At 51.1% G+C, this 23,560-nt stretch carries 17 protein-coding genes; 2 read left to right on the top strand and 15 right to left on the bottom strand.

Going from position 1 to position 23,560, the window contains the following annotated elements; translation table 11 throughout:
* Window positions 1-384: 384 nt before the first annotated feature.
* The 5 genes from XYCOK13_RS05285 to XYCOK13_RS05265 form a co-directional block, all read right to left on the bottom strand.
* Window positions 385-492 carry a MetS family NSS transporter small subunit gene (locus XYCOK13_RS05285; protein WP_213410833.1) on the bottom strand — a complete coding sequence of 36 codons (108 nt, stop codon included), beginning with the start codon at window positions 490-492 and terminating at the stop codon, window positions 385-387.
* Window positions 489-2,024, bottom strand: a complete 1,536-nt coding sequence (locus XYCOK13_RS05280; protein ID WP_213410832.1) for a sodium-dependent transporter — start codon at window positions 2,022-2,024, stop codon at window positions 489-491. Before XYCOK13_RS05280 ends, XYCOK13_RS05285 begins: the two co-directional genes overlap by 4 nt.
* A 185-nt stretch (window positions 2,025-2,209) precedes the next feature.
* Window positions 2,210-2,602, bottom strand: a complete 393-nt coding sequence (locus tag XYCOK13_RS05275; protein ID WP_213410831.1) for a DUF309 domain-containing protein — start codon at window positions 2,600-2,602, stop codon at window positions 2,210-2,212.
* The gene (yjbM, locus tag XYCOK13_RS05270) at window positions 2,599-3,399 is read right to left on the bottom strand and encodes a GTP diphosphokinase (RefSeq protein WP_213410830.1); all 801 of its coding nucleotides are present in this window, start codon (window positions 3,397-3,399) and stop codon (window positions 2,599-2,601) included. Before yjbM ends, XYCOK13_RS05275 begins: the two co-directional genes overlap by 4 nt.
* Before the next feature lie 126 nt (window positions 3,400-3,525).
* Window positions 3,526-4,629: a quinone-dependent dihydroorotate dehydrogenase gene (locus XYCOK13_RS05265; RefSeq protein ID WP_213410829.1), complete on the bottom strand. Its 1,104-nt coding sequence runs from the start codon at window positions 4,627-4,629 to the stop codon at window positions 3,526-3,528.
* Window positions 4,630-4,822: 193 nt separating this feature from the next.
* Here XYCOK13_RS05265 and XYCOK13_RS22125 point away from each other — a divergent pair, with 193 nt between their 5' ends.
* A complete protein-coding gene (locus XYCOK13_RS22125) occupies window positions 4,823-4,957 on the top strand; it encodes a hypothetical protein (protein WP_280520878.1) in 135 nt (44 codons plus the stop codon).
* Window positions 4,958-5,056: 99 nt separating this feature from the next.
* On the opposite strand, the gene XYCOK13_RS05260 is transcribed toward XYCOK13_RS22125, so the two are convergent.
* The 10 genes from XYCOK13_RS05260 to XYCOK13_RS05215 form a co-directional block, all read right to left on the bottom strand.
* Window positions 5,057-6,649 (bottom strand): stalk domain-containing protein, encoded by a 1,593-nt coding sequence (locus XYCOK13_RS05260; protein WP_213410828.1) that lies wholly within the window; start codon window positions 6,647-6,649, stop codon window positions 5,057-5,059.
* A 50-nt stretch (window positions 6,650-6,699) separates the two neighbouring features.
* Window positions 6,700-11,055 carry a FecR domain-containing protein gene (locus XYCOK13_RS05255; RefSeq protein WP_213410827.1) on the bottom strand — a complete coding sequence of 1,452 codons (4,356 nt, stop codon included), beginning with the start codon at window positions 11,053-11,055 and terminating at the stop codon, window positions 6,700-6,702.
* 102 nt (window positions 11,056-11,157) lie between these two features.
* Window positions 11,158-12,960: a CHASE2 domain-containing protein gene (locus tag XYCOK13_RS05250; protein WP_213410826.1), complete on the bottom strand. Its 1,803-nt coding sequence runs from the start codon at window positions 12,958-12,960 to the stop codon at window positions 11,158-11,160.
* Between the two features lie 260 nt (window positions 12,961-13,220).
* A complete protein-coding gene (locus tag XYCOK13_RS05245) occupies window positions 13,221-14,045 on the bottom strand; it encodes a carbohydrate ABC transporter permease (RefSeq protein ID WP_213410825.1) in 825 nt (274 codons plus the stop codon).
* Window positions 14,042-14,926 (bottom strand): carbohydrate ABC transporter permease, encoded by an 885-nt coding sequence (locus XYCOK13_RS05240; protein ID WP_213410824.1) that lies wholly within the window; start codon window positions 14,924-14,926, stop codon window positions 14,042-14,044. The genes XYCOK13_RS05245 and XYCOK13_RS05240 overlap by 4 nt, the downstream gene beginning before the upstream one ends.
* Before the next feature lie 66 nt (window positions 14,927-14,992).
* Entirely contained in the window at window positions 14,993-16,276 is a 1,284-nt protein-coding gene (locus XYCOK13_RS05235; protein ID WP_213410823.1) for an ABC transporter substrate-binding protein, read from the bottom strand.
* Between the two features lie 120 nt (window positions 16,277-16,396).
* Window positions 16,397-17,899 (bottom strand): response regulator, encoded by a 1,503-nt coding sequence (locus tag XYCOK13_RS05230; RefSeq protein WP_213410822.1) that lies wholly within the window; start codon window positions 17,897-17,899, stop codon window positions 16,397-16,399.
* Window positions 17,900-17,924: 25 nt separating this feature from the next.
* Window positions 17,925-19,736, bottom strand: coding sequence for a cache domain-containing sensor histidine kinase (locus XYCOK13_RS05225; protein WP_213410821.1), 1,812 nt, complete (start codon window positions 19,734-19,736; stop codon window positions 17,925-17,927).
* Between the two features lie 264 nt (window positions 19,737-20,000).
* Window positions 20,001-20,237: a ferredoxin gene (locus XYCOK13_RS05220; RefSeq protein ID WP_213410820.1), complete on the bottom strand. Its 237-nt coding sequence runs from the start codon at window positions 20,235-20,237 to the stop codon at window positions 20,001-20,003.
* 119 nt (window positions 20,238-20,356) lie between these two features.
* Window positions 20,357-21,667, bottom strand: a complete 1,311-nt coding sequence (locus XYCOK13_RS05215; RefSeq protein ID WP_213410819.1) for a DNA polymerase IV — start codon at window positions 21,665-21,667, stop codon at window positions 20,357-20,359.
* A 201-nt stretch (window positions 21,668-21,868) separates the two neighbouring features.
* On the opposite strand from XYCOK13_RS05215, the gene cimA reads away from it, so the two are divergent.
* Window positions 21,869-23,488 carry a citramalate synthase gene (gene cimA / locus XYCOK13_RS05210; RefSeq protein WP_213410818.1) on the top strand — a complete coding sequence of 540 codons (1,620 nt, stop codon included), beginning with the start codon at window positions 21,869-21,871 and terminating at the stop codon, window positions 23,486-23,488.
* The last annotated feature ends 72 nt before the right edge of the window (window positions 23,489-23,560 follow it).

Here is a 23,560-nt window from a genome sequence, read left to right as displayed (position 1 = left end):
GCCTCGCGGCCGACACCCTTGCCCTTGGCTAACGGTAGGCGCTCGCCAGCCCCCGTTCGGGACTTTCACCCTAGAGATGACGCCCATGCTGGGCGTACCACCAATAGCTGCCCCCTGTCATCAATAGACTCGGGGCAGCTTGATTTTTATGGACGAAGCCAACATGCTTATCGTTGACTGTGGTGATCCGACAGGTCCGACCTATCGTACTCTCGTCGTGACAGCCGCATATGACCATTAGAGCTGCTTCCGTCGAAACTTGTACGAAATATCGTATAAATGGGACTGTCATAGCCGTTTATGACCCTCCTTCGTACGAAAAATCATACAAATGGGCGAGTTGCACGCAACGATTTGCGAGTTTTGTACGATAAATCGTACAAGCTACTCTCCCCTCCGGCTCTTGCGCAGTGCGATCAGAATGGTAAAAGCCAGACCGCCCCACAGCAGTACCGCGCCGAACAAGAACATGCCGATCGCCGCCCCCGTCATCTCCTCAGCACCTCCTGTTTGGGCCATCCCCACCTGCTTGCAATTCCAATGGCTGCGGCCAATGTCAACACCACAACGGTCCAGCCGAACGTTATTAACGCATGTGCCGGATAACCTTCATACGCTTGAATAAATTCCAGTTCAAAATTACGGAAGGACATGTACAACAGCACAAGGGGCGTCACGCCTTTGATCATCCAGTCCCACCAGCGGCCGATGCTGTAGTCTGATACTGCGTTGTTCTCTTCGCGCAGCACTGACAATCTGAAAAACCAGCCAAACAGCAGTACCTCCACCAACCCCGAGAGCACAATGCCGAAGCTGTTGATGAAATGATCAACAATGTCCAAAATAATCACACCAGAGCCAGTCGCATACAAGAGGCTGACCAGCGCGCAGACGCCGACCACCCGCGTTACAGCCGTTGTCCGCTTCATGTTGAACTTGTCCATGAACGCAGCAACGATCACTTCCATAATGGAAATAAGCGACGAAAATCCGGCAATGACGAGCGACAGGAAAAACAAGGCGCCGAACAACCCGTTGAAGGCCGGAAATGCATTGATGATTTGCGGAAACACGACAAAAGCGAGACCAACTCCAGCTCTTGCCGCTTCCTCTACGCTTACTCCCGTTGCTTGTGCCATGAAGCCGATCGCAGCAAAGACGCCGATAGCGGCCAAATACTCAAAACCGCTGTTGCTGAATGCCATAATGATCCCGCTGTTGTTGACCTCCTGTCCACGATCCATATAGCTGCTGTATGTGATCATGATCGCGAATGCAATGGACAGGCTGAAGAAGATTTGCCCGTAGGCGGCCAGCCAGACACTGTGCCACTCCGGGTTGTTCCCGCCTAACAGCGGCGGCAGAATCTTGGCGAAATCCGGCGTGAACAAGTGATTGAGCCCGCCCACCGCACCCGGGAGCGTCACCGCCCGGATAACGAAGGCGATCATCATCACCAGCAGCAGCGGAATAAACCATTTGCTCATGCGCTCGATCCCGCGCTGCACGCCCAAGTAGAGCACATAATAGATACCGGCCCATACTGCGAGCATTGGCAGCAGCACTTTCCACTGCATCCCTCCGAACTGCCAGCCCTGTTCCGTAAGCGCCTGCTCGGGCAGCCCGAGATGGCTCCCATACAGAAAAGCTTCTGTGTTCTCTCCCCAGCTCAAGTCAAATGCGTAAAAAAAATAGCTGACCGACCAGGCCACTATGGCTACGTAATAGGTTGTAATGACGAAGCAGATCAGCACCTGCCACCACCCTAGCCATTCAAATCGTCTGGACAGTCTGCGCAGCGACAAGGGCGCTGACCCCCGCGCAAAGCGCCCAATACCAAATTCGAGCAGCAATATGGGGATGCCGGCGGTAATCAAAGCGAAAAAATAAGGGATGAGAAAAGCTCCTCCGCCATTGGCATACACCACATAAGGATAGCGCCAAATGTTGCCCAGCCCGATTGCCGAGCCAGCCGCCGCCAATATAAAGCCTAACCGGCTGCCCCATTGGTCTCTCTGCTGCATGCTGATGACCCTCCTTCAGACCAGTACGTCCTGCGGCGCCTGCCGCATTTTCCCTTATACTGCCCTGTTCGAACCGAGCCTAGTCATCCTGCATCTTGCCGATATGCTTCAAGTGTCGCACCATACGAGCGCACGCCAAAAAACCTCGCAGGGCAGCTTCCCCGCAAGGCTTATTCGTTTCTCTCCTACAGCTCTAACTCTTGTACCGCCTGCTCCAGCACCGGATCGGTGATGCGGATGTTCAAATCATAGAAGGCAAAAGGGGCTTCTTCATACCGGCGAAGCTTCTCCACATAATGCTGCGAATCGTCCAGTATCGCGCCGATATCTATGCCGGCTTGCTCCTCCACGCTTCCTCGGAGCTTGTCAATCCCCGCTTCAAACAGCTTGATCGATCCGCTGATATTGCCATTTTCGAAATGATACAAGCCGACGGCTACCTGGAGCAATCCTTGGTAAAAAGGCTTTCTCCCCTCCTCGAGCCACAGTTCCTCCATCACCTCGTGACATTCGAAATAATCGCGCTCCACGTTGAAATACCGGAGGAAGGCTACATATAGCTTGTCATAGCTGCTCATGTCTGCTCCTTTTGCGCGCGCGCCAGGGAAGCACGAATTTGCTCGGACAGCGTCTTGAGGCCCCATATGTCTTCATTATCCCACAGCTCGTTGAACTGAAGCTGGAACGTCACCGCTTCGCGGATGCGATGATAGAAATACAGCTCCTGGATGTCAGACAAGATGGTGGAAACAAGATTGGAGCGATCCTCGAACAGCTGTTGGGCGCGTATGATCTCTTCACGGATGCTGGACATCTCCTCGTCCAGCTTGAATGCGGCCTCTGCCGCCTTCTTCAAGCGGATGCGCAGCTCCTTGGGCAGGCTTTCCCGATACTTATAGTTCAGGGAATGCTCGATCGTCGCCCAAAAATTCATCGCTAGCGTCCGGATCTGGATTTCTGCGAGCACCCGCTTCATGCCCAGCCCTGTCTGCACCGGATATTCCACGATCATATGGTAGCTGCGATAGCCGCTTTCCTTCGTATTCGCGATGTAGTCCTTCTCATAGACAAGTATCATGTCCTCCCGTTCGCGAATAATGGACGCTACCCGCTCAATATCCTCGACGAACTGGCACATGATGCGAATGCCAGCTATATCCTCAATACCGGTTTCCAACTTATCCATCGGCACATGCAAACGCTTGGCCTTTTCCAAAATGCTGGAGATGCGCTTTACGCGGCCGGTTACAAATTCAATCGGGGAAAACTCCTCGCGTTTTTTCAATTCTGTCCGCAGTGTCTTGAATTTCACCTTCAGTTCTTCCACCGTTTGCTCATAGGGGAGCAGGAATTTCCCCCAGTCTCTGCCATCCATACGCTTGCCTCCAATCGTCCTTCTCCAGAAGATGAAGATCTGGCCTCGCCTCAGTCCCCTTGCCCGGCATTTGCGCATGCCTGCTCAGCCCGGAGCGGATCAGCTTCGATTATAATCCATGATCGATCAACGATGGTCCGCCCCGACCGCCTCGGCAATCGATGCAAATCCGTCTTGCTTCATCAACGCCGCCAGTCCTTCGTTCAGCTGCTTGATCAAGCCTGGGCCATGATAAATAAACGCCGTATACACTTCGACGAGCGAAGCGCCGGCACGTATTTTTTCATATGCGTCTGCTGCAGCAAAAATGCCGCCCGATCCGATGATCGGAAGCTTGCCGCCCGTCAAGCGGTAAGCTTCCCGGATAACTGCCGTGGACTTATCCCTCAGCGGCTTCCCGCTTAATCCGCCGGCCTCTTCCCGATTGCTGTGGCGCAATCCTTCCCTGGACAACGTCGTATTCGTTGCGATAAGACCCGATACCCCGCTGCCGGCAATCGTCTCCAGCGTGTAGCCGAGCTCGTCATTCTCCAAATCGGGCGCTATCTTCACCAGTACCGGCTTCACCTCTCCGGCATAGCCAAGCGCCTTATGCTGCTTCTCCATCTCATCAAGCACAGCAGCCAATAGTTGAGACAAATCATCCCCGTGCTGCAGATTGCGCAGCCCCGGCGTATTCGGCGAGCTTATATTCACGACAAAAAAATCGCCATATGGATAAAGCGCCTGGATACAAGCCCGGTAGTCATCCGGCGCCTGCTCATTCGGCGTAGATTTGTTCTTGCCAATATTGACGGCTATCGGTATTCTGCGCTTCCCCAGCCGTTCCAAACGACGGGCCATCGCTTCCGCGCCTTCATTGTTGAAGCCCATTCGATTAATCAACGCCTCATCCGGAGGAAGACGAAAGCTGCGCGGCTTCTCGTTGCCCGGCTGCCCCTTTGGCGTTACAGTTCCGACCTCGATGAAGCCGAAACCGAGCGCGGAAAACCCGCGTACCGCTTCCGCATTCTTGTCCAATCCTGCCGCCAGTCCAATCGGATTGCTGAAGCGCAGCCCGAATTGCCGGACGGCCAAAGCAGGCTGTTCCTTCGTGCGATAAGTGCGGGCAAGCAGCTGTTCGACGCCCGGAACATGAGAGGCCGACTTCAGTCCTCCTATTACAAGATGATGCGCAGTCTCCGGCTGCAGCTTAAACAGCAGCGGCTTGGCCATATGGCGGTAAATCATTGATGCTTCCCCCGTTTCTCATGCCTGAAACAACTATTTCTGTTTCCGATCTCGAAGTTTGTCCTACCTGTCAGTTTATCGGAAATGCATGCAAAAAGGAAGAGATATTCGTCTCCTGATACTTGATGACATTGACAGGATGAATGCGGTTCCATTATGTTTAAATTATCCCGTCATGAAAGGAAAGATTCCTATGGCCAAGCGTAAACCAACGTACTTCGAACGGAGACAGCAGCAGGAGCAAGTCAATACGAAAGCCATTGCATGGATTGCTTCCGTCTTCGCTGTCCTCGTCATTGCGCTGTCCGTATTAATCATCTTGGATTGAGCAAGCTGACAGGCGTCACTGTTCAACAAAACTACAAGGGAGCTGCCCGAAGTCGGTTTCAACTTCAGGCAGCTCCCTTTTTACCGAGATGCTCTTTGTTTAATCGAACATTTTCTCCCGCAGGATCGCTGTTCGAGTGTCCGCATCCCACTGGACATCCATTCCAAACTCTTCACTGAAGAAACGCAGCGGCACGTAAGTGCGGCCATCCTTGGCATACGGCGCGACATCCATGAAGCGGCGATTTGGCTCTTCGCCTGCCGCTTCGATTGCAATCTGCGTGTCGTCAAGCTGCAGCGTCACAGATTTGTCATCCAGGCTAAGCTTCACTGAAGTGCCCTCAAATTCCACCTCATAGCCCAGCGCTTCCCCGATCGCGCGCACCGGCACCATTGTGCGGGCATTGGCGATTTCCGGCTGCGCATCGAATGTGACTACCTGTCCATTCAAGACAACGTGGATGCTGCCATTCGCCTCCACCTGTTCCGGGTGCGTATACAAAGACCATACTCTGACCTTGTTGTTGTAGCTGTCTGCAATCAGGATACTCCCGTCCCGCTGTACAGCCACGCCGCTAGGAGCATGCAGCCGGTTGAGGCCGTTGATGCCATTTTGATCGCCGTACTTCTCTTCCAATGCCCCTGCCAATGTGATCACTTGACCGTTGTGCAAATACCGGATCGCATGGTTCATGCTGTCGGCAATGACGAGGCCGCCTTCTGCCGTGACCGCTATGCCTCTAGGGGAATGGAACTGCGCTTGCAGGGCAGCGCCATTCACGTAACCTCCCGGGGCATACGGCTCGCTTCCCTGGTACATCGGATTACGCACAAGTCCCGCTACCGTTGAGACCGTTCCATTTTGCAAATCGATGTAGCGAATCAGCTGATTTCCCGTATCGCTCACATACAAATTCCCGCGCTCGTCCAATGCCAGTCCGGAAGGCTCATTGAAGGCCGCTTCTGCCAACGGACCATCCGCAAAGCTGCCGGCTGATTCTACATATCCTGGCGCCCATTCCATCAGACGTTCAGCCATCGCATTGAGCGTCGTAACGGTGCCGTCCGGCGTAATTTTGCGAATCGCATGATTCAGCGTATCCGCCACGTATACAACGCCGTCCGCAGTTACTGCGACGTCCGTAGGCGAATAAAACGCCGCCGCCTTGCCCCTGCCGTCCTCATCGCCCAGCACGCCGTTGCCTGCCAGGGTTGTCACTGTTCCGTTCGGCGTGATTTTACGTATGGCATGATTGTCGGCATCCGCTACATACACATTGCCGCGCGCATCCACGTCCAAACCATGCGGTTTGGAGAAGGAGGAAGCTTCGCCTGCGCCATCCAGCAGGGCGCCTATCGGCAATCCGCGCTCGTCCTCAAGCAATGTATTCCCCGCGAAGCTCTCTACAGTGCCGTTCTTCAGCTTTCGGATCAGCTGGTTATCCGTATCTGCGATATAGATCGTCCCGTCAGACGCAACGGCTACGCTTGCGGGGTTTCGGAACGAGGCGCTCAAGGCAGCCCCGTCCCTATCTCCGAATTCACTCGAACCGGCCAAGCTATTCACCTGAGACAAAATCTCACCGTTCGTGCCGCGCAGTCCTTCCGAAGGGGAAGCGGCAAACAAGGCAGATGGCCAACACAGGGATAGCGACAAGATGCTCACGATCATCTTCTTCTTTATCTTTTGCATGGAAAAGCTCCTTTGGTTCCATTATTTAGGGATGGATTAGCGACATCATCCTATATAGATTGATAATCAATTGTATACTGGATCTCCGACTTCGCCATAACTCGCCCGGTTTCATCAACAGCGATAATGATGACTCTGCCTGGGGTGTTGACCTGTACCTGACCCGGCTCAGATTTTACCGTTCGATTCATTTGACCAGACCCGTAAAGATCGTTGTAAATCACATAGCTTGCCGCTCCTGCTACCTCTTCAAATTCAAAGAAGAGAATGATTCCATCATAAAAGCCGGCTTGGGCATTGAAGTATCTGACAGGATTGAAAGCAGGAAACAGCTCGGTTTCGGCTACGACAGTCTGACCATCGTAGGCACGAACCAGGATGGCCAAATCCGTCGCGGCGAATTGCCCGGCCAGGTCAAACGACGTCCCCTCTGTCGTGCCTTTCCATTCATTGTTCACCCACACATCATACCGGGTAACCGCCATCGAGCCGTCTGCTACCCAGGACACATGGAGCGAATCCTCATAAACCGTGCTCGTAACAGATGGAACTTGCACATTGGTTATAGCTGTGTGGAAAGCCAGCTCGAACAACCCGCTGGAAACCCCATGACTGTTCCTGACCGCCCGCGGATTTGCCTGCAGAATATAATAGCTGTCCGCAACCAATTCCTGATCAAAGCTGACGATCACTTTCGTTCCATCCCCTTGTACTTCAGCACTCACACCCACGGTCGGGATGCCGTCGCTGGAAAGAAGGACGAAGCCATTGTCGATCTGGCTGACTGTCACAGGTTCATTGTAGGTAAGCGTGAAAATCGCATCAGTCGGCACAGCTTGCGAATTCTCAAACGGTGCGGATGATAACACATACGGTTTGCTGTAAAGCACGCCGGAATACATCCTGCCTACACCTGCTGCAACCAGCCCGCTTCCTTCGTCTGCATAAGCCGCAACCGACAAATAATAGGTGCGATTCGGCATGAGCCCCTCTTCTCTTTCACTCATGAGTTCATCGATATAGATGGTGAATTGAGAAGCAGCCGCTTCCTCAGCTGTTACGGATTCAGGCGTCAGCCAGAACCTCGTCCCATATTCGTCATACAGCTTGAACTGGTACTGATCCGCTCCTTCAATAGGCGTAAAAGTAAAGCCAAAGCCAGTTTCCGAGAATTCTAGCGGCGCAATCGAAATCTCATCGTCTGGCAGCACCAGATTGACGCTGTCTGCGCTGTCCACCCATGCGGCCTGTTGCAGATTCCGCGTATAGGCGCCGGCTTCTCCATAGTAGTACGCATTGTCAAGCACATATTCGTTCGACAAGAAATATAGCATCCGATACGATGAGCCTTCCGGCGCAATCACCTTGAATGGTACAGGAGCTGTTCCCGTGACGGCCACACTGGCAAAACCTGCTTGTCCTTGCTCGTTCTCTGCCAGCACATATACGGTGTCGCTTCCTCCGAGCTTGTTCGCGTGCACCTGCACCGTACCGGTCACCGCCACACCTGAGGCAACGGTAAGAGATACCTGCTCTACAGGTTCGTCTTCAGTCTGGTGCGGAAAATGGATAAAGCGGGCCTGCTCTGCATGTGCATAGGATACCATCGTGTCATCATGTCCGGCATATCCTTGCTTCAGCAGCAGACTGTCTTCCGGCAATTCCGATACGATGCTGTATCCGACAACGTAGCTGCTGCCATACCGGTTCACCCGCAGGTTGTAGCTAGCGGCGGTCTCGCCTTCCGCTATGTCTACAAACGTGTAGTTCTCTAAGGAAACATCCGCTGCTTCATCCATAATCGGTTGCCGCAGAGACCATTCATACTCATAGCTGTAGCGCGCAAACACCATGACGCGCACTCCGCCAGCTGGCGCGGGTTCGGTTAATGTCACTGAGCCGTTAATGTTGCCGAAGTACACATCTTCGCCTGGAACCGCAATAGACCTTGTCGGTTTCGAAACCTGATCGCCTCGTGCAGCAAAGATGATCAAGTTCACCTGATAGTACGACGTTAACGGGGACAAATTCAGATTCATCGACGTCTGCCCCGATGGTACGTTGAACTTCTTCGCTATGCCGTCTGTGACCATCTTCTCCAGCAAGCTTACATCCGGATTCAAATTCGGCGTAGACGACGCTACCAGAGCGTGCATATCCAGTGCGTACAAGACATCCGCTCCCGCCACCTCGACTTTGATCGCGGAAGGATCCATTATCGGTGATGATCCGAAATAGGCCACATAAGGCTCAGTTCCGGGAACTTCATGATCGATCGCCTGCTGAACAGCTTTTAGAATCTGTTCATAAGTGGAGAAGCCAGTTTCCGGGCGATGTGCGAGCATGTATTCAATCGCGGCCTCAGACATCTCATGGCCAAGCCCGAGCGCATGCAGCGCTTCTCTCATACTATCCAGTGAATCTGCCGCATTCACAGCTGCAATCTTGCGTTGGATAATCTTTTCCACTTCTAGCAGAACGGAACCGTGCACTTCCAGATCGGAAGGATAAAGAATGTCCCCGATCCAGCCTTCGTTCTCCAGTTGAGCATCACTGCTCAGAATTTCCAATTGGCTTATACGCGCATCTGCATCGATCTTCAGCATAGCGGCGCCGGTCACCTTCACCAAATGGAGGAATTCACCGCGCAGCGCCACTTCCCCATCGCCTGTGATGTCTACAAGCGCTTCGCTGGCGGCGCCGCTCAGATGCAGTCCGGCGCCATTGCTGTCCTGCACTTCGAGCTTTCCGCCATGAGTCGCTTGGCTAGTCAACGTGCGGGAGCTCACATCCCGTATGATTGTTTCGCCTTCAACCACAACGGTTTCCTGCAATAATACAGAAGCATTTGTCGCATCCACAATCAGATCGCCTGCAATCATTAAATTACGCAATGCGATATCGCCAGAGGTGTTGCCTGTGATCGTCACATTGCCGTCGATAGTCCGCATGCCTGAGACGGGACCATAGGTTGCGTTCCCGGAATTGACTCTGGCTGTCACGGATCCGGTGTATATGCCGGTGCCGTTCAACTCCGTGCCGGTATTGGCTGGTGGGGAAGGCCGGCCTGGAGAGCTGGACCCTCCTCCGCCAGAAGGCGAGGTCGGTTGTTGGTTCTGCGCATTTTCCCGGGCTTCGATTTCCTTCAGCAAGCGCTCTCTCTCTTGTTCTGTCAAGCTGTTCAAATATTTGTCAAGTGCGTTTTGTTGTTTTTGTTCAGCCTTCTGTTCATTTTGCTCCTGCTGTCGCTGTTGCTCTTGCATTATCTGATTAAGCAAATTTTGTTGATTCTGGCGCTGCTGTTCTTTCATCTGCTCTTTCTGCTGCAGTTGCTGTTGCTGCCTGCGCTTCTCTTCCAGTGCCCGTTCCTTCATAGCTTGCTGTTGACTCGTCAGCTTGGGCGCTGGCGGATTCTTGTAGTCCAGCTCGAACTCACTACCGATCTGCTGCTGAGTTTTGTTGACAATATCCTCAATGGTCTGCTCATCGACTGTTCCTTTTTCGATCGCCGTCTTCAAGATATTGCCGGTTAAGTGATCCAGCATTTCACGATAATTATCCAACTGTTCCTGCTCGTCCAAATCCAATCCGGGCGGTGTATGATTGTCAAGGTCTTGTTTGAATTTTTCCAATAACTTCTCGTTCTCTTGATCGGCAACATTCTTATTGCGAATCATTGCTTCAATAATAGCTGGATCAGCTAAGCCCGCCAGATCGTCGAGATCCAAGTAACTCAGTACATGGGAAATATCCCCCGACAGCGGATTCTCATAAACATCAGCCTGCATGCCAGGGAAGACAGAAGTAATAGGGTTGCTCGGAACTATTGGGGCATTTCCATCAGCATTTCTCGATGATCCGGGTGAAGGAATGGAAGGATGAACCTGAACAATGCCCGCATTGACGGTTACGCTCATTCGTCCTGTCTTTGGATCGACATTTACGGAAAACTGCGTGCCGCGAACGCCCATGACAGCCGTCGGTGTCTCCACTTCGAACGTATCCTTCGTATCCACAAGCGAAGAAGCCTTCGTCCACACGGAGCCGGACCATACTTTTAAGCTCGTATTCTTGCTGCCGTCGTCTTCTTTTAGTTGGGAAACATACAATTCCGCATTAGCGCCAACCGTCACTTCATCTTTGCGGTCTTCTACCTCCAAAACGAGGCTGCTGTTCTTCCCGGTCTTAATGTGGTCTCCTTGGTTCAGGTACAGGCCCGAGAAAGCCTTGTACGGTTTTGTTCCGCCGGATTTCGTGATCTGCACGTCACCGGTGACGCTGACAATCTTGGCTATCCTCGCTGTCGCCGCATCCGCCTGCGGGGCGAACGCGCCTGCGAGCAAGCCGTACAGCATGACGACGCTCACCATCGCGGCTATCCAGCGTTTCATCTTGATTCCAGTCATTCCGCCTCAAACTCCTTAACTAGTAAAATAATTGCAATGCTAATGCAAACCTTCATCAATTTTTATAGCAAACGGACAAAGCGCGCTTTGAGAAAACTTCACTCAGTCCGCAATTGCTAACCTTTTCTTAATTCCCGTGACTTCATACAGCTTCACGGCAATCGTCTTGCCTTTCATCATGCGCTCGCCCACACATTGGTAATCGAAGTAATCCTTCGTGAGCGCGTAGGTTTCCTCGGACACGAGAACCTGATTGGCAGTAGTGTTGGATTCAATTCGAGCGGCAACGTTTACATTGTCGCCGATCGCCGTATAGTCGACACGCAGAAAGGACCCGATATTCCCAACGACTACTTCACCGGTATGGATGCCAATGCCAACGCTTATGGATGCGCCATACTGCTCCTCGATTTCTTTACGTACCTGCTTCATGCCCTCCTGAATGTCATACGCGGTCTTCACTGCGCAATAGGCATGATTCGGCACATCGAGCGGAGCGTTATACAGAATCATCGCGGCGTCTCCAATAAACTTGTCAATGGTTCCCTTGTTGTCCAAGGCTTTAGTCGTAATCAAATCGAACATCATGTTCAAGAATCCTACGACTTCTTCAGGCTTCATCTGCTCCGACAGCGTCGTGAATCCCCGAACGTCCAGGAAGAGAATCGACAGCTCCTTATGGATGCCGCCCAGCTGAATTTCCTGATCGCTTCTAGCAATTTCCCTGACTAGTTCAGGTGACAAATATCGCCCGAACTGCTTCGTGATGAAGCTGCGCTGACGCGCTTCAAAGTAAGCTTTGATCGAGACATTGTACAAGTAAGTCAAGCTTAACGCGACCAGCGGATTTACCGTATCCACATAGAGGCCGAAATGCTTGAAGATATAATATTGTCCGATCAGCAGAGCAGCAGCTGTCCCCATGAAGATAAGCACGCTGTGCAGCGTCTTGAACCGCCAGGTAAACCATAGGGCGAGCAGGATCATGGCCAATACTGTTACAGCCGAGTACAGATTGGGCGCCATGCTTATGTATGTCTGTGCAAGGAGCTGGTTCAGGATGTTGGCATGCGCGTAGACCAGCTTCATTTCTTGTTCGATAGCTGTTTGTCCCGTATCGTAACCGACTGCAGTAAAGCCGATCAGGACGTAGCGGTCCTTGAATATTTCTGGAGGCACTTCTCCGTTCAACACAGAAACAAACGGAATGTGCAAGAAATCATTCGAGGTAGCTTGGAAATCGATCAGAATCTCCTTATGCTGATTCCGCCCGAGGTAGCTCTCAACAGGGATGTTGCCCATCTGCGCCATCTTGAATGCCATCGAATAAATTGGCGTGCCGTCGCCTGTATTGATTTGCAGCCAATTGCGGCGTATGACGCCGTCGGAATCCAGTCTCGCATTAATGTGCGCCCGTTCTGTCACCTCCGCAAAAATCGGGATCGGATGCGTCCAATTGTCCGCCTGCAGCGCGCCGTCTTCTCCGAAAGAAACCGCTTTGCGGTTGTACTCGTCTTCGATGTTCGCATAGGAAGGCATGATGATATTGTCGTATTCGGCCAACGTGCGGGCTAACGCTTCATCGCTTTGGGGGTCGCTCGCTGAGGTGAACAAAATATCGAAGGCGATCGCTATCGGCCTGGATTCCTCCATATTGAGCATGTCCAGCAACGGGATGTAGATCTGCCTATCCCACGGAAAGCTTCCCAACGCTTGCAGCGAATGTTCGTCAATCCCGATCACGACAATATCTTCGTGCGGCGCATGAGAAGCTGTTCGTTTCAAGTCAAACTCATACAAAGAACGCTCTAATGTAAGGAAAACCTGAAACATGAACAGGACAAAACACAGCAAAACAACGAGGGCATTGCCGTAAATAATGTATTTGCGGATTCGCTTCTTCATTGCATCGCTCCCAGTTTATACTTAAAGCTTGTTTTGAAAATGAATCAAAATACCTACTTTTCTAGTAAGTATAGCATGCAACCCTGGCTGGAAGCACTAGAAAATACAAAAATCAACTAGAAAATGCACCAATTCGACATGTCTGGCGCAAAATAAAACGTTCCGTCCAACGCTGTATCGCATCGGACGGAACGTCTTCTCCTCATTACATTGACCAGCTTCGGTCTTCCGGCGGCTTGTTGTCTGCTCCTATCCAAGAATTACCCTTTTACTGCTCCTCCAACAATTCCTTTCACGATCTGCTTCTGCATCAGAATAAAAAAGATAAAAATCGGAATGAGGGTCAACACCGTCATCGTCATAAACATCGGCCAGTTAACCGTAAACTCACCTTTTGCTTTGTAAATTTCCAATACGAGCGTCGAATTGCTGCGAGAGCTCAGAAACAGCAATGGGGCAAGAAAGTCGTTCCAGATCCACATCGTCTGAAAAATCGCGCTCGTCACCGTAATCGGTTTAAGCAATGGCAAAATTATTCGCCAGAATATCCCGCCTATCGAGCACCCGTCAATAATAGCGGCCTCTGAAAGCTCTTTCGGTATGGTCCGCATATACCCAAGGATCAGGAAAAAGACAAACACCGCTCCGCCAAGATAGAGAAGGATTAATCCGTATAGCTTATTGACTAGCTGCAGGCTTGTCATAAGTTGAAAGAGCGGAATCAAGGTAGTTTGAAAAGGAATCATAAACCCGGCCAGCAAATAAAACATGAGCAATCGATTCAATTTATTGGGATTGAAAACGATTGGATATGCCGCCATGGCGCCGATCAATACCATCAAGAGGACAGAACAAACTGTCAGGATCAAGCTGTTGCCAAAGCTTCTAACAATCGAGGTCTGCTCAAAAATATGAATATACGTGTCGAAGTTCCATTCTTTCGGCAAGCTCAGCGGACTGGAAATCGCCTCGCGCTCCGTTTTGAAAGTATTGATAATAATCAGGTAGAAGGGAGCAAACATAATCATACCGACGGGAAGCATCACAAGGTCGAGAATCGAAAGCCGTCTCTGTGAATCTGTCATTGTATGCGTTCCTCCCTTTTTTGCATCACCGTAACCTGAATGACAGCAATCGTCATTACAATCAAGAAGAACACTACAGACATAGCCGAAGCAAAGCCAAACTGTGTTTCCGTTATTCCGCGTAGCACGATGACTTGGGTAATGGAATGCGTCTCGAAGCCTGGGCCACCATTCGTAAGCGCGAACGGAACCTCGAATACCTTCAATCCGCCGGTCAGCAGCAGCATGACACTGACCGTCATCGCAGGCGCAAGCAATGGCAGTGTAATATGGCGTGTAATCTGCCAACGATTCGCCCCATCGATTGAGGCTGCCTCATAGTAATCCTTAGGAATGGATTGGAGAAAAGCCAAGTACAAGATCGCATGCCAACCTGTCGCTGCCCATGTCGCCACAAGAATGGTCGAGAGCTTGGCTAGTACTGGGTCGGACAGCCACGGGAACGGTCCAATATGAAGGGTGTCATGCAAAATACTGTTGAGCACACCCGACTGCACGGGGGAAAGAATAAAGCCCCAGATAAAGGCAAGCAGCAATCCGCTCGGAATCGAAGGAAAGAAAAAGATGGCCCGATGCAAGTTCTTAGTCAAAAATGGCCGATCCAGCAACAAGGCTAGCGGGATTGCGAGCACTGTAATCAGGAACGTTGTTCCCAGCGCAAACAGCAATGTAAAAGATATGCCCGATACGATGGCATCATCTGAAAAGAGTTGAATATAGTTCCTAAATCCGACAAAATCATAATCCAGACTATAACCGTTAAAGTTGGTCAGACTTAGCACAAAGGATCGAATCAGCGGGTAGATCGTGAACAAGGAGTACACAATCAGGATCGGGAGCAGAAAGAGCTCATACTGTACGTGCCGAAGAAACTTCGCCATGATGCCTCCTTTTCCAAAGCAAAGGGTAGCAGGTCGCCCTGTACCCTTTGTTTCCTCTAAATCCCCTTACTTGTTTTCCATTTCGTTGAATTTCTTGTCAATGGCCGCTGCCGCTTCCTCAGGCGTAATCTTGCCCACAGCCATGTCTTGCGTAGAGATGACGAATTGGTTTCTTAATGCTTCCTGATGTCTGGGCCAGGTAACCATAGGCAGATAAATCCGCCCCTCCATCAATCCCTCCTGATAAGCTTGCTGCATCGAAGGATGCACCTTCGCCTCATAATCTTTCGCGGTCATGATCAAGCCCGTTCCCTCATAGAACAGATCCAGCCCTTCTTGTGTGCTCAGGTACTCCAGGAACAGCAAAGCTTCTTCTTGATGACTGGACTTGCTGTTCACAGCAAAGCCGACACCCGGCGCTCCCACATAGTAATTCTCGCCCGGATTCGGTCCCGGAACCGGAATCATGCCAAAATCCAGATCCGGTGTTTCCGTCAGCTTGGCAATGCTCCACGGCCCGCCGAAAAACATCGCAACATTCCCAAGCGTGAATTCGCTTTCAATCTGATCACCCGTCAGTCCAATCATATCTGGAGTCAAAATCTTCGTATCGATCATATCCTTCTTCCACAGCTCGAACACATCCGTCCAGCCTTCTGCAAATGTTTTCTCCCCGGCGAAAATTTTATTATCAAACTCCGGATCTTGGGAAAGCGTCATATTGCCGTACAAGGCCGAATGAATCTGTGTCAGGTCCTGCATATTGTCATACAGCGGCGTAATTCCTGCTTCTTTCAATTGCAGGCAAATGGCCACGAACTCATCCCACGTTTCCGGCATCTCTTCAATTCCGGCTTCTTCGAACAATTTCTTGTTGTAGAACCAGCCTCCAACCCAGCCATTGTTCGTGAAGGCATACGTTCTGCCGTCTTTGCTCAGCATCGGCTTATTGCTGTCCAGCATCACTTCCATGAATGGATAGTCTGTCAAATCCAATGCATGGCCGCCGTCGATGACTTCATTCCTGTTTTCGGCAGCGATAATGAAAATGTCCGTTGCGGTGTCTGTCAAGAGCATCGTTTGCAACTTCGCAATGTAATCTTTCACTGGCGGAGCAAACTGAAAATCAAAGGTGATATGCGGGTATTTCGCCGTGAATCCGTCCAAAACCGGCTTCATCTCGGTTTCATTATTCCAGGCCAAGATACTCAGCTTGACATTTTTCTTCTCCTGCCCTGCGGTGTTTGCGTCCCCGCTCCCTTTGTCAGCGCTTTCATTACTGCTGCAAGCTGATAGCACAACAACAAATGCCATCATTAGGGCAAGCAGCCATACACTTGACTTCTTCATCGTTCATGATTCCCCCGTCCATTGAGATGTGAGTAAAGCACTTACAATGTAAAGCTTAGATGATTTCGACGCCGGGCGGAATTCATATTGTTGCGCATTAAATTGTATATCGTTGCATGATTAAGAGGAGCTGTCTAGTGCCTGTCGGTATTGCTTGGGTGTCATCTTATAGTATTTTTTGAACACCCGGCTGAAATGGCTTTCATCGACAAAACCGGTCGCCTCGGCAATCACGCTGTTTTTCAGCGACGTATCCGCCAGCATCTCGGCTGCTTTCTCCATTCTTACCTGCATGACAAACGACCAATAGTTCATCTGGCACTCTTGCTTGAACCATCTGCTTAGTTGAAACCTGTCGATGGAGAACTTCTGCGAAATCGCTTGCAACGATACATCCTCACCATAGTGCAGCTGCACATATTGCTTCACTTGCTTGATCGTTTCGTTCCATCCCTGGGCTTGTTCTTGCCGGTTACCCAAGCTTCGTATCCAATGGACAAACATGGCCTCCAAATCGTCCGCCGTTCGAAACCTTCTCAAAAAATCGATTGATATCTCTTCTGTCTCTGACCACTTCAGATCGCTGCAACGATTCGCGTGACCGATTGCATACAGATACTGCAGGAGCAAAGCATACACTTTCTCGGGATGGAGCCTTCTCCTGCGGAAATCCTGGAACAGCTCGCCTGAAAGCTCAACTATCGCCTCCACATGGTAAGCATAGGAAATCTTCTCCTCAAATCCCTTCTCATATCGGTGGAACTCGCTTAAGTTCCAGGAACTGGCGAAACTCTCCCCGGTGTAAGCGTTTACCGGTTCGGAGGAATAAAAAAACGCGCTGCTGGCCTCTTCACTTTGCTGCAATCCAAGCAGCATCGCAGAAGGGTCTTGAGCCTTTCGGCTCATGCCGATGGAAAGTTGGCCATTCGGATACATCTTCCTCCAGTACGCCCACAGACGATTTACAAGGACCAACAGCTCATCATCCGATACATCCGCAGACAGTCCAAGAAGACAGGCATATCCGTCCGGACTTTTGCGGTAGTGGTTAAAGGAAGCAACCGAATCCTGATTGGTGATCCAGTCAGTCGGCAGGTTCTCCGGAGGGCACTCGCCGCGAACCTCAAGCAGTACATAATGATCAATTTGAAGCACCCTGAATGCTTCGTTCATCGCCTCAACCACTTCCGCGTGGAGCGCCCGGCTGTGCACCCATTTCCCAAACTCTCGAGCAAGCACTTTTTGATAGTTATGCCGAATCTGTTCCGTCAACCCCTCTATCGCCGTTTGCAGCAATGTGAGATCGACAGGCTTGAGCATGTATTGGTCCACATTCAAATGCAGCGCATCGCGCGCGTATTCAAATTCGTCATGAGCGCTGAGGATAATCGTTCTGGGCTTCGTCGGAAGATCCTGCAGTTCTTTCAGCATATCCAGCCCGCTCATAAACGGCATGCGAATATCGAGGATGAGCAGATGGGGCTTGTATTCCCTCACCGCTTGCAACGTTTCTCTGCCATCATAAGTGTGCCTGACTTCTCGAATGCCGAGCGTCTCCCAGTTCATCATAGTATTCAGAAAAGTATGAAGAGACTGCTGATCGTCCGCAATCAGTAGCTTCATTGCCAATCCCCCTCTATGCCTATGTTCAAGGAACAGCCGGCAGAATCAAATATACTGTCATATATGCGCCTTCCGAGCTTCGAAGGATGATGCCGTACTCATTCCCGTACTTCAGCTTGATTCTTTGGCTGACATTATAAAGCCCGATGTTTCCTGTTTTGCGATTCGGCTTTTCGATATGTTTGCGTAGCATTCTCAGACTTTCTTGATCCATCCCTTTCCCGTTATCGCGGACCATGAATAACAGCCCCCTCCTCACCCTGGCCGCATACAATTGAATGGAGCCTTCTCGCCGATCGTCGCCGAATCCGTGGCGAATGGAATTTTCTACGATAGGCTGCAAAATTAATTTGGGAACCTGCACAGATTGCAGGTCTTGCGGGATATGCATAGATATCGAAATCCGGTCATTATACTTTTTATTCATAATATACAGATAATCCTTAACATGCTCGATTTCTTTCCTCAGTTCAACGACTTCTTCCGCTTGTCTCATCGAGTATCGGAACAGGTTGCTGAGAGATACTACAATGTGATTGGACGAAGCCATATTCCCGCATACGATTTCCGTCTGCAGAAGCTGCAGCGTGTTGAACAGGAAGTGCGGATTGATCTGCGATTGGAGCGCTTTTAATTCCTCTTCTTTGAGAGAGATTTGGGACAAGTAGTTTTGTTCGATCAATTGATTAATCCGGATCATCAGCTCCCTGAACTTGTTCCCAATATAGTTCAGCTCCCGATAGCGGTAATGCTGGGCATAGACATAGAGCGACCCGTCATCCTCCCCGATCCGGTCCAGCGTCCGCAGCAGTTTATTTACAGGACGCGATATGCGATAGGTTATAAATGCGCTGATCAAGATGTTCAGCACAATACATAAGTAAAGAATCCGTGCGAGGTTAGACTTGATCGGTGCAGACTGATTTGTGATCTCAGTCATGGGAACGGTAGAAAGCATCTTCCATCCGGAGATCAGTGTAGGCTGATAAATAATCAGATGCTCATCGTCATTGATCTTCGCCGTGAAGTTCCCTGCCGCTTCCCGATCGATCTGATTCATTCCTTCGAAATAAAGCGTCTCTCCAATTTTTCTGCGGTCTTGATGAACGATGATCCGCCGATTTTCATCTACCAGGAAGATGTTCCCGCTGCTTTGATAGGCGCTTCGTTCAAACATGCCGTTGATCTTATTCAGATCGAGGTTGGCAATGACGGCGCCCACGACTTTGCCGCCGAATCCCCTGACTTGCATCGCAACAGATAAAGTCGGCTGTTCATAACGGGAAATGTCGTGCGGAAGATAATAATCCTGCAGGTGGATACCCAGACTGAAGAAATTCCCTTTTTGCCTGGTATTGAATGCTTCCTGAACCCACGGCTGTTCTTCAAACGCATATTCCCAGTTTAGTGAGTTCCGGCCGTCCAAATTAAGCACATAGCCGTTCTTGCCTAATATTAAGACATCACTGATTAACGATTGATACGTATGAATGCCAGCAGTGATTTCCTTCAAACTTCGTTCATATTGCAAAATATTGCTCATCTGGACCGGACTCTTCTCTCCCATAATAGAAATCGCTGCATAGTTGCCTGCCAACAAAACCAAAGAACGTCTTGTCTCCTCCAGATTGAAGCTTAATCCCGATGCGGCTTGCTCCATGACTTTGTTGCTGGATGCAATAATTTCTTCGGTCAGGATTTTAGTAGAGTCCTGAATCGATAATAGGCCCAGCAGCAACAGAAGCAATAAATTAACTAGCAGATAGGATAACAGGATCGTCTGAGAAATGGTTCTCTCCAGCATCAAATATCGGATCATTTGAAACATTCTCTTCATCGCGAACTCCTTTACGTTGACAATGCCTGGACGCCTTAATGAATGATTGTCTCTTGCTTAGATTCACGGTCCATGCACGCAGAGGTTTAAGCGGTTTTCTATCCCGTACATATTCCTCATCCCGTTCCTTGATCCCTTCTACTCTTGTTGGCACGATTAAGGGAGCCGTCGCAGCAGGAGCTTTGAATCGCGGAAACTGGACAATAAAAAAAACTGCCTAGTCTATAATGACCAGACAGTTCTTATTATTTCAGGCCGTATAGCTTATTTGTTAAATGGCTCGTCTCCGACTTTGATGGAATCGGTCGGGCAACCATCCAATGCGTCTTGCATATCATCATAAAGATCTTCCGGAATCTCAGTTGTGCCAGTATTTCCGTCATCTCCGAAAATGACTTCTGCCAGACCCTCGTCATCGTAATCATAGATGTCAGGTGCTGTTGCGCCGCATGCGCCACATGCAATGCAAGTATCTTTCTCCACCCATGTATATTTTGCCATGAATAAAACGCCCTCCTCTGATTTCTATTGCCACTTTTATTATTCCTCTATACACTATAATACAATTCAAATCAAAGTTCAAACCATTTCAAGGATTTCTCCCCTTATTCTATGCGAGATTAGGAGGGATCATTCTCCTCCCCGGAGCCCTCGTTCTCGGCCCATAACATGTCCTTCTGCAGACTCGTCCCTCTCCTCTTGTGATCGCGGATAAGCGCGGAAGGATCTTCGCTCAGCATTCCCGCTGTCAAGAGCGAACTCTCGCCGAACTTGTCGCGCAGACGGTCCATCGTCGCCAGCAGCTTGTCCCGCTTGGGAGCTTCTTCATAACTGAACAAATCAAGCTGCCGCGCGGCCCTGTCCTTCTCCTCCAGTCCCTGCAGCGTAATGCCAAGCAGCCTGATCTCCTTTCCTTCCTTCCATTGCGTCCGGTGCAGCTCGCAGGCTGCCTTGTATACTTCCCGCACATCGTCAGTGGGGGAATTCAGCGTCTGCGAACGGGTAATGGTCTTCATGCCCGGGTCGCGAATGGTGATTTGGACCGTATGCGCAACCAGCTTCTGCCTGCGCAGCCTGCGGCAAACCTGATCGGCAATATTCAGATACACCCGGCTCGCCTCTTCGTATGCCGTGATGTTCTCGGGCAGCGTGGTCGTATGCCCGATCGACTTGTTCGGCTCGCGTTCGGGATTGACCGGCGAATCGTCGATCCCGTTGGCCGCACGAATCAAGGCGGGCCCCATAATGCCGAAGCGGTCGCTGAGCAGGCGCTCGTCCGCCTTAGCCAGCTGGCCGAGCGTGCGAATGCCGAGCTTCTCCAGCTTGGCTGCGGTTTTGGCGCCGATGCCGTACATGTAAGAACAAGGCTTGTCCCAAAGCAATTGGGGCACATCCCGCCGGCGAAGCACGGTCAAGCCGTTCGGCTTCTTCATATCAGAGGCTACCTTGGCAAGCAGCTTGTTCGGCGCCAATCCAATGGAGCACGGCAAGGACAGCTCCTCCCGGATACGCCGCTGGATAGAGCGGGCAATTTCAATCGGTGTGCCGAACTGCTTGGAGCCTGTAATGTCCGCATAGCATTCGTCAATGGACATGACTTGCACGAGCGGCGTATAGCTTTCCACGATTTTCACGAATCTTTTGGAATATTGGCGATAGAGGGCGAAATCCGGCTGAATCAGCAGCAGCTCAGGGCATCGCTTCAGCGCTTCCCTCACCTGCATGCCTGTCCGCACGCCCTTGGCTCGGGCTGCATAAGAAGCAGTCACGAGAATGCCTCGCCGCTGCTCCACACTGCCGGCTACTGCACACGGCTTGCCCTTATAGGTATCGGGATCTTCCGCCTCGTGCACCGAACAGTAAAAGGCATTCATATCAATATGCAGCACAATCCGCCCTCTTGCCGGATAGAAATCGTCCACCTTTTTCATTTGCTGATCATCACCTGTTCTGGCCTCGTTCATTCGATCATAGCCCGGCTTCGCTGGCAGGTCAACCTCGGCCGCTCTTGTCTCGTGCGAACCGTATATTTTCGGAAAAGAAAAAACACAATCGTTGTCCACGCGGGTCGAAAGCATGCTATAATTAGAAATTAACATGCACCTGTTGCGATGAAATTGAAGGAGGGCACTATGAGCAAGGCAGTCACCATATTCGATACCACTCTGCGTGATGGCACACAGGGTGAAGGAATCAGCCTCTCGGTAGAGGATAAGCTGAAAATCACCCTGAAGCTGGATGAAATGGGTGTCCATTATATTGAAGGCGGTTGGCCCGGAAGCAACAACAAGGACATCGAATTTTTCCATCGGGTAAAAGACTTGAAGCTGAAGCATGCCAAGATCACCGCATTCGGCAGCACGCGGCGCAAATTGACGCCGCCTGAGGAGGATGCCAACCTGAAGGCCATCCTGGATGCAGGCGTTTCCTGCGCCACGATCTTCGGCAAGTCATGGGATTTCCACGTGCACAAGGCGCTGCAGACGACGCTGGAAGAAAATCTCGCCATGATTTACGATTCGGTTCGCTACTTGAAGGACAACGGGCTGGAAGTGATTTACGATGGGGAGCACTTCTTCGACGGGTACAAGAACAATCCGGAATACGCGCTGGCCACGATCAAGAAAGCGGAGGAAGCCGGGGCGGATTGGATCATTCTGTGCGATACGAACGGCGGCACGCTCCCGCATGAAATTACAGACATCGTGAAGGATGTCAAATCCAAGGTCAACGTGCAGATCGGCATCCACGCCCATAACGATTGCGAACTTGGCGTAGCCAACAGCATCGCCGCCGTTCAGGCCGGCGCCCGCCAGGTGCAGGGAACGATCAACGGCTTTGGCGAACGGTGCGGCAACGCCAACCTATGCTCGGTCATTCCGAATTTGCAGCTGAAGCTGGACTACACATGCATCTCTCCGGAACAGCTTGCGACATTGACCAATGTTGCCCGCTACGTCAACGAGCTTGCCAATGTCAACATGCCTGTCAACCAGCCTTTTGTCGGCACGGCCGCATTCGCGCATAAGGGCGGCATTCATGTATCGGCGATATTGCGCCATGCCAAGACCTACGAGCACATAACGCCTGAGCTTGTCGGCAACAAGCAGCGGGTTCTTGTGTCCGAGCTTGCCGGTCAAAGCAACCTTGTGTTCAAAGCGCAGGAGCTCGGAATCGATTTCAACGCGAACAACAGCGAGACCAAGAAGATCATCCAGGATATCAAGGATCTTGAGCATCAAGGCTATCAATTCGAAGGCGCCGATGCCTCCCTGGAGCTGCTGCTTCGTCAGGCATCCGGTCAGGTGGAGTCCGTCTTCGAGGTGGAATCGTTCAAGCTGCTGGTTGCGAAAACCGCTGATCAGCCTGTCGTGTCTGAAGCGATCGTCAAGCTGAAGGTTCACGGCGAAGAGGTATACATGGCTGCCGAAGGCAACGGTCCGGTCAACGCCCTCGACAATGCGCTGCGCAAAGCGCTGCTGCAATATTATCCGGATATTCAGGATATGCACTTGTCTGATTACAAGGTGAGAGTGCTCGACGAGAAGGATGCCACTGCCGCAAAAGTGCGCGTGCTCGTCGAATCAACCGACTTCCAGAACACCTGGAGCACGGTAGGCGTGTCTACGAACGTCATTGAAGCGAGCTGGCAAGCGCTTGTGGACAGCATCCGCTATTCGTTGATCGGCAAGAGCCGGATCGATCCGGCCAAGGACGAGCAGCGGGAAAGATTGGGCCTGGTCAATCACTGATCTGCCCTCGACATGGAATCGAAGGTCAGCTAGATCATGCGTGCCCAGCCGTGCACGAGATAGACGAAAAGC

The organism is Xylanibacillus composti, from assembly GCF_018403685.1.
Lineage (GTDB): Bacteria > Bacillota > Bacilli > Paenibacillales > K13 > Xylanibacillus > Xylanibacillus composti.
This window is presented reverse-complemented; position numbering and strand designations above follow the sequence as displayed.